General features: G+C 64.3%; 15 protein-coding genes, 2 tRNA genes and 1 pseudogene. 14 read left to right on the forward strand and 4 right to left on the reverse strand.

What is annotated here, in order from left to right; genetic code table 11:
* Positions 1-18: 18 nt before the first annotated feature.
* The 9 genes from clpX to hisF all read left to right on the forward strand — a co-directional run bounded on the left by clpX (position 19) and on the right by hisF (position 8694).
* Positions 19-1284 carry an ATP-dependent Clp protease ATP-binding subunit ClpX gene (clpX, locus tag VEIS_RS21145; RefSeq protein WP_041950251.1) on the forward strand — a complete coding sequence of 422 codons (1266 nt, stop codon included), beginning with the start codon at positions 19-21 and terminating at the stop codon, positions 1282-1284.
* A gap of 122 nt (positions 1285-1406) precedes the next feature.
* Positions 1407-3857, forward strand: coding sequence for an endopeptidase La (gene lon, locus VEIS_RS21150; RefSeq protein WP_011812062.1), 2451 nt, complete (start codon positions 1407-1409; stop codon positions 3855-3857).
* 113 nt (positions 3858-3970) lie between these two features.
* Positions 3971-4046: transfer RNA gene (locus VEIS_RS21155), tRNA-Gly, on the forward strand.
* 59 nt (positions 4047-4105) lie between these two features.
* Positions 4106-4176: transfer RNA gene (locus VEIS_RS21160), tRNA-Cys, on the forward strand.
* Positions 4177-4475: 299 nt separating this feature from the next.
* Positions 4476-5591 carry a pyridoxal phosphate-dependent aminotransferase gene (locus tag VEIS_RS21165; protein ID WP_041950252.1) on the forward strand — a complete coding sequence of 372 codons (1116 nt, stop codon included), beginning with the start codon at positions 4476-4478 and terminating at the stop codon, positions 5589-5591.
* The gene (gene hisB, locus VEIS_RS21170; RefSeq protein ID WP_011812064.1) at positions 5588-6220 is read left to right on the forward strand and encodes an imidazoleglycerol-phosphate dehydratase HisB; all 633 of its coding nucleotides are present in this window, start codon (positions 5588-5590) and stop codon (positions 6218-6220) included. The genes VEIS_RS21165 and hisB overlap by 4 nt, the downstream gene beginning before the upstream one ends.
* Positions 6221-6291: 71 nt before the next feature.
* Positions 6292-6960, forward strand: a complete 669-nt coding sequence (gene hisH, locus VEIS_RS21175) for an imidazole glycerol phosphate synthase subunit HisH (protein ID WP_011812065.1) — start codon at positions 6292-6294, stop codon at positions 6958-6960.
* A 57-nt stretch (positions 6961-7017) separates the two neighbouring features.
* Complete coding sequence (hisA, locus tag VEIS_RS21180; protein WP_011812066.1) at positions 7018-7755, forward strand: 1-(5-phosphoribosyl)-5-[(5-phosphoribosylamino)methylideneamino]imidazole-4-carboxamide isomerase; 738 nt, start codon at positions 7018-7020, stop codon at positions 7753-7755.
* 138 nt (positions 7756-7893) lie between these two features.
* Positions 7894-8694 carry an imidazole glycerol phosphate synthase subunit HisF gene (gene hisF / locus VEIS_RS21185; protein WP_011812067.1) on the forward strand — a complete coding sequence of 267 codons (801 nt, stop codon included), beginning with the start codon at positions 7894-7896 and terminating at the stop codon, positions 8692-8694.
* A 41-nt stretch (positions 8695-8735) separates the two neighbouring features.
* Here the strand turns inward: hisF and VEIS_RS30830 are convergent, their stop codons facing one another.
* Positions 8736-8897 (reverse strand): hypothetical protein, encoded by a 162-nt coding sequence (locus tag VEIS_RS30830; RefSeq protein WP_232287770.1) that lies wholly within the window; start codon positions 8895-8897, stop codon positions 8736-8738.
* Here VEIS_RS30830 and VEIS_RS21190 point away from each other — a divergent pair.
* Positions 8863-9093 (forward strand): C-terminal helicase domain-containing protein, encoded by a 231-nt coding sequence (locus VEIS_RS21190; protein ID WP_232287974.1) that lies wholly within the window; start codon positions 8863-8865, stop codon positions 9091-9093. The genes VEIS_RS30830 and VEIS_RS21190 overlap by 35 nt on opposite strands.
* Positions 9094-9141: 48 nt before the next feature.
* Complete coding sequence (locus tag VEIS_RS21195; protein WP_011812069.1) at positions 9142-9597, forward strand: PaaI family thioesterase; 456 nt, start codon at positions 9142-9144, stop codon at positions 9595-9597.
* Positions 9598-9696: 99 nt separating this feature from the next.
* Here the strand turns inward: VEIS_RS21195 and VEIS_RS27085 are convergent.
* Positions 9697-10454 (reverse strand): IS5 family transposase gene (locus tag VEIS_RS27085; protein WP_086014378.1). Its coding sequence is split into 2 segments (ribosomal slippage): positions 9697-10127 and positions 10127-10454, totalling 759 coding nucleotides; the frame shifts between segments, so codons are not numbered across the junction.
* 73 nt (positions 10455-10527) lie between these two features.
* Between VEIS_RS27085 and VEIS_RS21205 the strand changes: the two genes are divergently transcribed.
* The 3 genes and pseudogenes from VEIS_RS21205 to VEIS_RS29235 form a co-directional block, all read left to right on the forward strand.
* Complete coding sequence (locus VEIS_RS21205; RefSeq protein WP_041950254.1) at positions 10528-10815, forward strand: hypothetical protein; 288 nt, start codon at positions 10528-10530, stop codon at positions 10813-10815.
* The gene (locus VEIS_RS29230) at positions 10812-11255 is read left to right on the forward strand and encodes a PaaI family thioesterase (RefSeq protein ID WP_011812072.1); all 444 of its coding nucleotides are present in this window, start codon (positions 10812-10814) and stop codon (positions 11253-11255) included. The genes VEIS_RS21205 and VEIS_RS29230 overlap by 4 nt, the downstream gene beginning before the upstream one ends.
* 37 nt (positions 11256-11292) lie before the next feature.
* Positions 11293-11535, forward strand: a pseudogene (locus VEIS_RS29235) (HisA/HisF-related TIM barrel protein); the annotation flags it as partial.
* A 36-nt stretch (positions 11536-11571) separates the two neighbouring features.
* On the opposite strand, the gene VEIS_RS21220 reads toward VEIS_RS29235, so the two are convergent.
* Together VEIS_RS21220 and uraH are read right to left on the reverse strand one after the other, a co-directional pair.
* Positions 11572-12813 (reverse strand): MFS transporter, encoded by a 1242-nt coding sequence (locus VEIS_RS21220; RefSeq protein WP_049773990.1) that lies wholly within the window; start codon positions 12811-12813, stop codon positions 11572-11574.
* A gap of 25 nt (positions 12814-12838) precedes the next feature.
* Positions 12839-13189: a hydroxyisourate hydrolase gene (uraH, locus tag VEIS_RS21225; RefSeq protein WP_011812075.1), complete on the reverse strand. Its 351-nt coding sequence runs from the start codon at positions 13187-13189 to the stop codon at positions 12839-12841.
* Between the last annotated feature and the right edge of the window lie 27 nt (positions 13190-13216).

Raw genomic sequence — 13216 nt, forward strand, 5'->3', positions numbered from 1 at the left:
AAGCAAGGCATTGCCCCCATGGCCGAGATAAAAGGCGCCCCCAGCGAAAAATCCCTTTACTGCTCTTTCTGCAGCAAAAGCCAGCATGAAGTGCGAAAGCTGATCGCTGGCCCGTCGGTCTTTATCTGCGACGAGTGCATCGACCTGTGCAACGAGATCATCCGCCATGACTTGCCGGTGGCTCATCCGGCGCGGGAAATCCTCAATGGCCTGCCCACCCCGGCAGAGATCAAGAACAACCTGGACAACTATGTGATCGGCCAGGAGGAGGCCAAGCGCACGCTGGCCGTGGCGGTGTACAACCACTACAAGCGCCTGCGCTACAAGGAAAAGGCGCGCAAGAACGATGTCGAGCTGTCCAAGAGCAACATCTTGCTGATCGGCCCCACAGGCTCGGGCAAGACGCTGCTGGCGCAAACCCTGGCCCGCATGCTCGATGTGCCCTTCGTGATGGCAGACGCCACGACGCTGACCGAGGCCGGTTATGTGGGCGAAGATGTGGAGAACATCATCCAGAAGCTGCTGCAAAGCTGCGGCTACAAAGTCGAACCGGCCCAGCGCGGCATCGTCTACATCGACGAGATCGACAAGATCTCGCGCAAGTCGGACAACCCCAGCATCACCCGCGATGTATCGGGCGAGGGGGTGCAGCAGGCGTTGCTCAAGCTCATCGAAGGCACCATGGTCAGCGTGCCGCCGCAGGGCGGGCGCAAGCACCCGAACCAGGACTTCCTGCAAATCGACACCAGCGACATCCTGTTCATTTGCGGAGGCGCGTTTGCCGGGCTGGAAAAGGTCATAGAAAACCGCACCGAAGCCTCGGGCATCGGTTTCGGCGCCTCGGTCAAAAGCAAAAAGCAGCGCTCGCTGACCGATGTGTTTGCCGAGGTCGAACCGGAAGACCTGATCAAGTTCGGCCTGATCCCCGAGTTGGTGGGCCGCATGCCGGTGGTGACGGCCCTGGCCGAACTGAGCGAGCAAGCGCTGATACAGATCCTGACCGAGCCGAGAAACGCGCTGATCAAGCAGTACGGCAAGCTGTTGGCGATGGAAGGCGTGAACCTGGAGATTCGCCCGGCAGCGATGCAGTCGATTGCCCGCAAGGCCCTGGCACGCAAGACCGGCGCCCGCGGCCTGCGCTCGATCCTGGAGCAATCGCTGATCGGCACCATGTTCGACCTGCCCAACACCAGCAATGTCGAAAGGGTGGTGATCGACGAGTCCACCATCGAAGAAAACAAACCCCCGCTGCTCGTTTACCGCGAGACGGCCAGGAAAGCCTGAAATCCCCGGATCGCGGGCGCCTTTGCTGCCCGCAGCCCCTGCACCCCGGATACAGTTGCCGTGCAAGGGATTGAAAAACCCCGCTTGCGGGCCATATTCCACAGAGCACTTTGAGGACTCCCATGCCCGGATATACCCCCCTGCCAGCCATCGCCCTGAACCTGCCGCTGTTGCCGCTGCGCGATGTGGTGGTGTTCCCCCACATGGTCATCCCGCTGTTCGTCGGCCGCCCCAAGAGCATCAAGGCGCTGGAAAAAGCGATGGAGGCCGACCGCCGCATCATGCTGGTGGCGCAGAAAGCGGCGGCCAAGGACGAGCCCTCGGTGTCGGACATGTTCGATGTCGGCTGCGTCTCGACCATCTTGCAGATGCTCAAGCTGCCCGACGGCACGGTCAAGGTGCTGGTCGAAGGCCAGCAGCGTGCCCAGGTGGCAGCGATCGAAGACGCCCAGACCCATTTCACGGCCACCGTGACACCGGTCGAGGCGAGCAAGCCCGGCGAGACCGAGACCCGCATGCCCTCCCGGGAGATAGAAGCCCTGCGCCGCGCGGTAATGCAGCAGTTTGACCAATACGTCAAGATCAACAAGAAGATTCCGCCGGAGATCCTGACCTCGATCGCCAGCATCGATGATCCCGGCCGCCTGGCCGACACCATTGCCGCCCATCTGCCGCTCAAGCTGGAAAACAAACAGTTGGTGCTGGACCTGGCCGACGTGAAAGCCCGTCTGGAATACCTGTTCGAGCAGCTCGACCGCGAGGTCGACATCCTGAACGTGGACCGGAAAATCCGCGGGCGCGTGAAGCGCCAGATGGAAAAGAACCAGCGCGACTTCTACCTGAACGAGCAGGTCAAGGCCATACAAAAGGAACTCGGCGAGGGCGAAGAAGGCGCCGACATCGACGAGATCGAGAAAAAAATCAAACTCGCCAAGATGCCCGCCGAAGCGCGCAAGAAGGCCGATGGCGAGCTCAAAAAACTCAAGCTGATGTCGCCCATGTCTGCCGAGGCGACCGTGGTGCGCAACTACATCGACGTGCTCTCCAACCTGCCCTGGAGCAAGAAAACCAAGATCAAGTACGACCTGGTCAATGCCGAGGAGGTGCTCAACGCCGACCACTTCGGCCTGGACAAGGTCAAGGACCGCATCCTGGAATACCTGGCCGTGCAGCAGCGCGTGGACAAGGTCAAAGCGCCGATCCTGTGTCTGGTCGGCCCGCCCGGCGTGGGCAAGACCTCGCTGGGCCAGTCGATCGCCCGGGCCACCGGCCGCAAATATGTGCGCATGGCCCTGGGCGGCATGCGCGACGAGGCCGAGATTCGCGGCCACCGCCGCACCTACATCGGCGCGCTGCCGGGCAAGGTGCTGCAAAGCCTGTCCAAGGTCGGCACGCGCAACCCGCTGTTCCTGCTCGACGAGATCGACAAACTGGGCACCGACTTCCGGGGCGACCCCGCCAGTGCGCTGCTGGAGGTGCTGGATCCGGAACAGAACCACACCTTCGGCGACCACTATGTGGAGGTCGACTTCGACCTCTCGGACGTGATGTTCGTCGCCACCTCGAACTCGATGAGCATCCCGCCCGCGTTGCTCGACCGCATGGAAGTCATCCGCCTGTCGGGCTACACCGAGGACGAAAAGATCAGCATCGCGATGAAGTACCTGCTGCCCAAGCAGCTCAAGAACAATGGCGTCAAGGACGAGGAACTGCTGGTCACCGAGGCCGCCGTGCGCGACATGGTGCGCTACTACACCCGCGAGGCCGGCGTGCGCTCGCTCGAACGCGAGCTGTCCAAGATCTGCCGCAAACTGGTCAAGGGCCTGCAACTCAAGAAGCTCGAACCGCAGGTGGTGCTGACAGCCGACAACCTGCCCGACTACCTGGGCGTGCACAAATACACCTACGGCCGCGCCGAACTGCAAAACCAGGTCGGGCAGGTGGTGGGCCTGGCCTGGACCGAAGTCGGCGGCGACCTGCTGACCATCGAAGTGGCCACCATGCCCGGCAAGGGCGTGATCACGCGCACCGGCTCGCTCGGCGATGTGATGAAGGAATCCGTCGAGGCGGCACGCACGGTGGTGCGCAGCCGCTCGCGCATGCTCGGCATCAAGGATGAGACCTTCGAGAAGCGCGACATCCATATCCATGTGCCGGACGGCGCCACGCCCAAAGACGGCCCGAGCGCCGGCGCCGCGATGACCACGGCGTTCGTTTCGGCCCTCACCGGCATCCCCGTGCGCGGCGATGTGGCGATGACCGGCGAAATCACGCTGCGCGGCGAAGTCACGGCCATTGGTGGCCTGAAGGAAAAACTGCTGGCCGCATTGCGCGGCGGCATCAAGACCGTGCTGATCCCCCAGGAAAATGTCAAGGACTTGCAGGAAATTCCGGACAACGTCAAAAACGGCCTGGAGATCGTGCCCGTGCGCTGGATCGACAAGGTGCTGGAAGTGGCGCTGGAACGCAAGCCCGTGCCGCTGACAGACGAAGAAGTGACCGTGATGGTCGCCGCCGCTGCGGCAGACAAGACCGTGGCCGCAGCGGTGCTCACCGATGGCCTGAAGCATTGACGCCCCATTTTTTCCAGGCACCCCAAAAAAACACGCTACAATCGAAGCCATCGCGGCCAACTGCATTTACAATGCAAGGCTTCGGTAGAGCGCTGGCGATCAGCGCGAGACCTGCGGGAGTAGCTCAGTTGGTAGAGCGCAACCTTGCCAAGGTTGAGGTCGAGAGTTCGAGACTCTTTTCCCGCTCCAATTTCCAAGCAAGGGAAGCAACCGCTTCCCTTCTTTTTTTGTCAGAGGAGCCTGGTTTCGGCGCGGTAGCAAAGCGGTTATGCCCCGGATTGCAAATCCGGTCAGTCCGGTTCGACTCCGGACCGCGCCTTTCAGATCCACACGGACGCCTGTGTTGCAGCACACGACGGTTCTCACCGATACCGCAGTCCGTCCAGCCCAGCCTCGATCGCAAGAATCGCGCGCCCCGCTCCACGGCCCCGTTGACCCGTCGCTGCATGTGCACGCGCGAAGTGGCATCCGGACCAGGGCAGACCGCGACACCGGCCGATAGCCACAGGCAGGAACGCAACGCAGCGGCTGCGCCATGGAACAATGGCTTTTTGCAGCCCGCCACGCTTGGCTGCTTGCCGCACCCCGATTCAGCCCGCGCACTGCAGACTCCCCCGAATGCCCGCTCCATCCCCGACCCCCCTGACCCATATCCGCCCCGATGTGCGCGCCATGCGCGCATACCATGTGCAGCCGGCCACCGGCATGCTCAAGATGGACGCGATGGAAAACCCGTTCCGGCTGCCGGCCGATCTGCAAACCGCGCTCGGCCAGCGCCTGGGCGCTCTGGCGCTCAACCGCTACCCGAGCGACGCGCGCCTGGCCGAGCTGCAGGCCGCGCTGGCGCGCTACGCCGGCCTGCCCGAAGGCCATCGCATCATGCTCGGCAATGGCTCGGACGAACTCATCGCGCTGCTGGCCCTGGCCTGCGCCCGGCCCGGCAGCGGCGAGCGCCCCGGCGTGCTGGCTCCGCTGCCCGGCTTTGTGATGTATGCGTTGAGCGCGCAATTGCAGGGCCTGGACTTCGTCGGCGTGCCGCTGACGGCCGATTTCGAGCTGGACGAGCCGGCGATGCTGGCCGCCATCGCCCGGCACCGGCCCGCGCTCACCTACATCGCCTACCCCAACAACCCCACGGCCACGCTGTGGGACGAAGGCGCGGTGCAGCGCATCATCGACGCGGTCGGCACGCAGGGCGGCATCGTGGTGATGGATGAAGCCTATCAGCCCTTTGCCTGCCGTAGCTGGATCGGGCGCCTGCACGCCGAACCCGGGCGCAATGCCCATGTGCTGCTGATGCGCACGCTCAGCAAGTTCGGCCTGGCCGGTGTGCGCCTGGGCTACCTGATCGGCCCGGCGGCCCTGGTCAACGAGATCGACAAGGTGCGCCCGCCCTACAACGTGAACCTGCTCAGTTGCGAAACCGCGCTGTTTGCGCTCGAACATGCCCCGGTGTTCGCCGCCCAGGCGGCCGAACTGCGCACCCAGCGCGACCTGCTGATCGGTGCGCTGCGCCAGTTGCCCGGCATCGCAAAATGCTGGGACAGCCAGGCCAACATGGTGCTGGTGCGGGTGGCCGATGCCAGCCGCACCTACGAGGGCATGAAAACCCTGAAGGTCTTGGTCCGGAACGTTTCTACAATGCACCCCTTGCTGAGCAACTGCCTGCGCCTGACGGTCGGCAGTGCCGACGACAACGCACAAATGCTGGCTGCACTCCAGGCCTCTTCATGACCTCCTCCGCCCTCGTGCCCTCGGGCCTGCCCGGTTCGCTCGACCGCATCGCCGAGGTCAGCCGCAACACCGCCGAGACCCGCGTCAGCGTGCGCGTCAACCTCGACGGCACCGGCCAGGCCAAGCTGCGCACCGGCATCGGTTTCTTTGACCATATGCTCGATCAAACCGCCCGCCACGGGCTGATCGACCTGGATGTCGACTGCGCCGGCGACCTGCACATCGACGGCCACCACACGGTCGAGGACGTGGGCATCACGCTGGGCCAGGCGCTGGCGCGGGCCATGGGCGACAAAAAAGGCATCTGCCGCTACGCCCATGCCTATGTGCCGCTGGACGAGGCGCTCTCGCGCGTGGTGGTCGATATCTCGGGCCGCCCGGGGCTGCACCTGCATATCCCGTTCAGCGCCGGCCGCATTGGCGACTTCGACACCCAACTGACCCACGAATTCTTCCAGGGCTTCGTGAACCACGCGGGCATCACGCTGCACATCGACAACCTCAAGGGCGTCAACGCGCACCACCAGTGCGAGTCCGTGTTCAAGGCCTTTGCCCGCGCGCTGCGCGCGGCGCTCGAACGCGACCCCCGCTCGGCGGGCCGCATCGCCTCGACCAAAGGCTCTTTGTAAAGTGCTGTGAACCGTGTTGATTTCCGTGATTGAATCCGGGCACTGAGCGCTTTCGACACACGCTGGCTGCCATGAATACGCAAGCAAAAACCGTCGCCGTGGTGGACTACGGCATGGGCAACCTGCGCTCGGTCGCGCAGGCCGTGCAGGCCGCCGCCCAGGGCACGGGCTGGACCGTCGTGGTCACGCAGCGCCCGGAGGTCGTGCGCGCCGCGCAGCGCGTCGTGCTGCCCGGCCAGGGCGCCATGCCCGACTGCATGCATGAATTGCGTGCCTCGGGCCTGCAACCGGCGGTGCTCGAAGCCGCCGCCAGCAAGCCCCTGTTCGGCATCTGCGTGGGCATGCAGATGCTGCTCGAGCACAGTGCCGAGGGCGACACGCCCGGCCTCGGGTTGATCCGCGGCGTGGTGCGCCGATTCGATCTGAGCGGCCAAACCCAGCCTGACGGCAGCCGCTACAAGGTGCCCCAGATGGGTTGGAACCAGGTGCGCCAGATGGCGCACGGCGGCGCCGTCCACCCCTTGTGGGCGGCGGTGCCCGACGACAGCCATTTCTACTTCGTGCACAGCTTGTATGCCATCCCGCAATCTGCGGCCCATTGCGCCGGGCAGGCCGACTATGGCGGCTGGTTTGCCGCCGCGATTGCACGCGATAATATTTTTGCCACGCAATTTCACCCGGAAAAGAGTGCCGAGCACGGCCTGACTCTGTACCGCAATTTTCTGCACTGGAACCCCTGACCCTTTCAACCTCGTTCGGGCCGAGTTCCGTCTCGCCCTTTTCCACCCGAACCCACCATGCTGCTCATCCCCGCCATCGATCTCAAGGACGGTCATTGCGTGCGCCTCAGGCAAGGCGATATGGACCAATCCACCACCTTTGGGGAAAACCCCGCTGCGATGGCGCGCCAATGGATCGACGCCGGCGCCCGGCGCCTGCACCTGGTGGACCTGAACGGCGCCTTGGCCGGCATGCCCAAGAACTACGGCGCCATCAAATCCATCCTCAAGGAGGTGGGCGACGACATTCCGGTGCAGCTCGGCGGCGGCATCCGCGACCTGGACACCATCGAAAAATACATCGATGGCGGCCTGCGCTACGTCATCATCGGCACTGCTGCGGTGAAGAATCCCGGCTTTCTGAAAGACGCCTGCAGCGCCTTTGGCGGCCACATCATCGTCGGGCTCGACGCCCGGGACGGCAAGGTGGCCACGGACGGCTGGAGCAAGCTCACCGGCCACGGAGTGGTCGACCTGGCCCGAAAGTTCGAGGACTGGGGCGTAGAGTCCATCATCTACACCGACATCGGCCGCGACGGCATGCTCTCGGGCATCAACATCGACGCCACGGTCGCGCTCGCGCAGGCGCTGAGCATCCCCGTGATCGCCTCGGGCGGCCTGTCGGGCATGGCCGACATCGAGCAACTGTGCGCCGTGCAGGACGAGGGCATAGAAGGCGTGATCTGCGGCCGCGCGATCTACAGCGGCGACCTGGACTTTGCCGCAGCACAGGCGCGCGCCGATGAAATGGGTTGACTGTCCTTGCCAAGCCGCCGCAGGCTGCCCTCCTGCCGGAGCGGCTGCCGCAGGCTGCCCTCGCGTCGAAATCTGCCGCAGGCAGACCCCCTGCCCCGATGCCGCCTGCGGCTGCATCGATCCAACCGGTGACCTGGCTTGCTGACCAAACGCATCATTGCCTGTCTGGACGTGACCGGTGGCCGTGTGGTCAAGGGCGTCAACTTCGTCGGACTGCGCGACGCCGGGGATCCGGTCGCGGTCGCTGCGCGCTACAACGCCCAGGGGGCCGACGAGCTTGCCTTTTTGGACATCACCGCCACCAGCGACGAGCGCGACCTGATCCTGCCCATCATCGAGGCCGTGGCCAGCCAGGTGTTCATCCCGCTGACCGTCGGCGGCGGTGTGCGCACGCAGGCGGATGTGCGCCGCCTGCTCAACGCGGGCGCGGACAAGGTCAGCTTCAACTCGGCCGCGATTGCCGACCCGCAGGTGATCGATACCGCATCCGCCAAGTACGGCGCGCAGTGCATCGTGGTCGCCATCGACGCGCGGCGCCGCTCGGCCGAGGAGTCCCGGCGCATCACCGCCGGGGGCCGGGCCATCGGCCCGGGCTGGGATGTCTACAGCCATGGCGGGCGCAGGAACACCGGGCTCGACGCGCTGGCCTGGGCCGTCGAGATGCAGCGGCGTGGCGCCGGCGAGATCCTGCTCACCAGCATGGACCGCGACGGCACCAGAATCGGCTTTGATCTGGAGCTGACACGCGCCGTCAGCGACGCCGTGGGCCTGCCGGTGATCGCCTCGGGTGGCGTGGGCACACTCGATCATCTGGCCGACGGCATACAGACCGGCGGCGCCGACGCCGTGCTGGCCGCCAGCATCTTCCATTACGGTGAATACACGGTGGGCCAGGCCAAGCAGCATCTGGCCGGACGCGGCATTGCGGTGCGGCGCTGATGCGGCGCAATGGCCGCCCCGGGCTAGTGTCGCGTCACGGATCAGATGTCGTAGGCTGCGCGCAGCCATCCGAGCGCAGCGCAAGGCGCAGCGCGCAGCCAATAGGCCCTGAAGACCCAGTTCCTGATCGAGACAGTCGAGAGCCTGTCCGAAGGCGACAAGATCATCATCTTCTGCGAGTACATGGCTACTGTGCAGGCCATGAAAACCGCCTTCAGCGCCGCCGGCATCCAGTGGGTGACCCTGGTGGGATCGGACTCGGCCAAGCGGCGCCAGCAGGCCATTGATGCATTCCAGAACGACCCGGCCGTGACGGTGTTCATCGGCACCACGTCGGCCGCCGGCGTCGGCATTTGCGTCGGGTGCATTGATGTGCTAGTTTGTGTACTTGGCTACTGAACAGATGCCGTTACGCACTATGCGCAGCGAAATCTGAGGGAGAGTAAATTGAATTCCGATTCGAACGGAAACGGCGGTGCACTGCCGCCTGAAGGCTATCTGCCGCTTTTTCGCAGTAGTGCCTTCCTAGATCTGGTTGGCCCACTCTTCTACCGTCCCGAAGGCGAGTCCTTCTGTATCGGTATGCGCGTGCTCGCGCAACACGTCAACAGCGGCGGCACCGCACACGGTGGCCTGCTTGCCACGCTGGCTGACGTCTCTCTCGGCTATGTGACCGCCTCCTCTCGCGAGCCGGCGTTGCGCATGTCCACTGCCAGTTTGACGATCGACTACTTTGGCGCAGCACCCTTAGGCAGTTGGGTCGAATCGCAAGTGTCCATCGGCAAGATCGGGCGACATTTGGCGTTCGCGGACGCGGCGATCTTCGCCGACGCCCGTCCCGTGGCAAGAGCGCGCGCGCTGTTCGCCATCTCCGATGCACCGCAGACTGTCGGTGCCAAGTAGCACAGGGAGTGACAACATGAGCTTCGAATCCGAATTCCAGTCCGTCTATACGCGCGAGACGCTGGGCAGGTCTAGTGCCAGGCAAGGGTGTGTTAACAATCAAATAATCCAGATATAAGTACAAACCAGATTGAGAAACGACAGGTAGTTACGCGCCAGCTTTTCATAACGAGTTGCGATTCTTCGGAATTGCTTGATCCGATTAAAAAAACGCTCGACCAAATTGCGCTCCTCATACAGATGTCGATCATAACTTCGCTGCACCACACGATTGCGCCTGGGTGGAATGACCGCCGTCGCACCAGCGACCTGAATGCTGTCAATCAGGGCATCGGCATCGTAGCCCTTGTCAGCCAGTACCGCATCGGCTTTCAAGCCTTCCAACAGCGACTTGGCTTGTGTAATATCGGCTACCTCGCCACCAGTGAGCAGCCAACGCACTGGGCTACCGAGCGCATCGACAACGACGTGAATCTTGCTCGTCCATCCACCACGCGAACGGCCTATTGCCTGTGGCCCCTCTTTTTTTTGGCACCAGCAGCGTGTTGATGTGCACGCACCACCGTACTATCGATCATCAGCATTTTCAAATCTCTGTCGCCACTGACAATTTCGCAGACCCGCTGCCATACGCCCGACTCGCCCCAGCGTTTGAACCGCGTGTATGTCGTGTGCCAGTTGCCCAATTCTGCAGGCAAGTCTCGCCATGGTGAACCCGTGCGCATGATCCACAACACCGCTTCCAAAAATAGCCGATTGTCCTGGGCGGTCGCCCCAGGATCGCTCGGCTTACCCGGTAATAACGGAGATAATTTCTCCCATTGTTCATCACATAGTAGTTTTCTGACTTCTTGCATTTTGGACCCCTATTCATTCAAAGATCAAGTATAGACATAACCCATTGATTGTTAACACGCCCTAGGCACTGTGGTGGCGTTTTCGCTGGACGAAGACCGGGTCGGCCTCGTGGTCGAAGTGGGCCGGCATTCCCGCAGAAGATTCGACCTGCTGCCGGCGACTGAGGCAGTGCGGAAGACTGTGATGCAAGAATTTGAAGTATCGCTGCACGCAGTGCGCTTTGTTGCGCCAGGCAGTGTGCCGGTTACGTCCAGCGGCAAAATCCGACGCAAGGAGACACAGCACCGCTTTGTCGCGGATGCGCTTGAGGAAGTCAGCGCCACGGCGCACAATCAGACAGTAACAACGGAGGCATCATGAGTACTACACCAGAGAACAACGCGAACGCGGTGATACCGCTTGCGCGCGCGGACCTCGAGGCCGTGATTCAGAAGACACCATTTGCGCTATTGCTGGGCGCGAAGCTGGAGGAGTATGGCGATGGCGTCGCCAACCTCTCGGTGGCGTTGCGGCCTGATCTGACCATGCACATGGGCTTCGCGCATGGCGCGGTGGTTGGGTTCCTGGCTGACAGTGCCTGTGCGTGGGCCGCAGCGTCTACGGTCGGCAACGTGGTTACCTCGGAATACAAGCTCAACCTAATTGCTCCCGGAATCGGCGAGCAGTTGCGTGCCGAAGGTCGGGTGCTGAAAGCGGCTGGTCGCAACTTGGTGTGCATGGCCAATGTGTACGCCGTGAACCAGGGCAAGTCCACCCTAGTCGCAGTAGCGTTGGCCACCATCGCACGCTTCAACAAATAAGGTGCTGCCCCGTGCGGCACCGCTGGTGATGGACGGAGGCATGGACCGCGACGGCACCAGAATCGGCTTTGATCTGGAGCTGACACGCGCCGTCAACGACGCCGTGGGCCTGCCGGTGATCGCCTCGGGCGGCGTGGGCACACTCGATCATCTGGCCGATGGCATACAGACCGGCGGCGCCGACGCCGTGCTGGCCGCCAGCATCTTCCATTACGGTGAATACACGGTGGGCCAGGCCAAGCAGCATCTGGCCGGACGCGGCATTGCGGTGCGGCGCTGATGCGGCGCAATGGCCGCCCCGGGCTGGCGCCCGGGGTCAATGGGCCGGCGCCGGCAGGCATTTGAATGCCAGCGCCCCCAAGACCAGCATCAGCGCAATGGTCAGCATCACCGCCGCATAAGGCTCGACCCCCCGGGCGGTGGCCAGCGAGGCGGCCATGCCCGTCACCCACTGCATCAGCGCCACACCCAGGAACAGCGCCATCGTGAACGCCGCCATCGCGCGCCCGGTCAGTGCCGCCGGGTAGGCCGAGCGCACGTCCGCATATTGCAGCACCATGTAGCCCGACAGCAGCGCCACCGCCATCGGGCCGCCCACGTCCAGCCATTCCCGTTGCAACAGGCCGATGGCGGCAAACAATGCGGCCAGCAGCAGCGTGCAGCCGACCAGCCAGCGCCTGCGCGTTGCCGGCCCCGGATCGAGCCGGCCAAAGCAGGCCGGGCTGAACAGGGAGATCAGCGATGCGAACAGCGCCACATGGCCGCTGGCCAGCAGCGAGTAGCCATGCCGCTCGATCAACAGCGGCCCCAGCCACAGCCCGCGCAAGCTCAGGAACGAGGCATAGGTGGTCAGCGCCAGCAGCATGATGCCGGCGGTGTGCGGCAGCAAAAACAAGGCGCCCAAGCCGCGCACCGCGTCCCGCACCGGTGCGCGCGCTGCGGCCGCGGGCGGGGGCTGCGCCGCCTCGTGCACCTGGCGCCACACCAGCAGCCAGGCCAGCGCCGCCAACGCGGCCAGCAGGCCAAAGCCCAGGCGCCACGAGGACTGCTGCACCAGCCAGGCCAGCGGTGTGCCGGTCAGCAGCAGACCCAGCCCGCTGATGCCCATGACCACGCCGGAGATCGCGGCAAATCGCGCCGGCTCGAAATGGCGCGCAATGAACACGGTGCACACCAGAAAGGCCGGCGCACAGCCGACCCCGATCAGCACCTGCCCGAACAGCACCACGCCGTAGCCCGGCGCCAGCGCCGACAGCAGCGCCCCGGCCAGCGTCAGCGGAGACACCGCCAGCAGCGTGCGCCGCAGGCCATACAGGTCGATGGCGATGCCGATGAAAAGCTGCATCGCGCCGAAGGCAAAGGCGAAGGCCCCGGCAAGCACCCCCAGCGCCTGCGCCGACAGCGCAAAGTCGGCCCGCAGGCCGGTGGCCATGATGGCCGTGGTGCTGCGAAACGCCTGGCTCAGCGCAAAGCCGCAAGACAAGGCCAGCAACATGCCCCAGGCGCTGCGCGCGGACAACGCGGCGCAAGGCGGCGGTGCCGGCACGCGGGCGCTCATCGAAAGCCGGGGTGCTCTGCGCCCATCAAGACCCCCGGTAGGTGCAATAGCTCCAGGGGCTGACCAGCAGCGGCACATGGTAGTGCTGGGCGGCATCGGCAATGCCGAAGTCCAGGTTCACCTGGTTCAGAAACTGCGGCTCGGGCAGTGCCAGGCCCCGGGCCTTGAAGTAGCCCGCCACATCGAAGCACAGCCGGAAGGTGCCGGTGCGCAGGCTGGCGTCGTCGAACAGGGGCGCGTCGGTGCGGCCGTCCCGGTTCAGCACCAGGCGCTTGAGCAGCGTGGCCGCAGCGCCATCGGTGGCATACAGGGCCAGCGCCATGCCGGCGGCAGGGCAGCCATGCATGGTGTCCAGAACATGGGTGCTCAGTCCCATGAGGGTCGGGGCAGAAAGCGCCGGGTC

The organism is Verminephrobacter eiseniae EF01-2 (assembly GCF_000015565.1).
Classification (GTDB): domain Bacteria; phylum Pseudomonadota; class Gammaproteobacteria; order Burkholderiales; family Burkholderiaceae_C; genus Acidovorax; species Acidovorax eiseniae.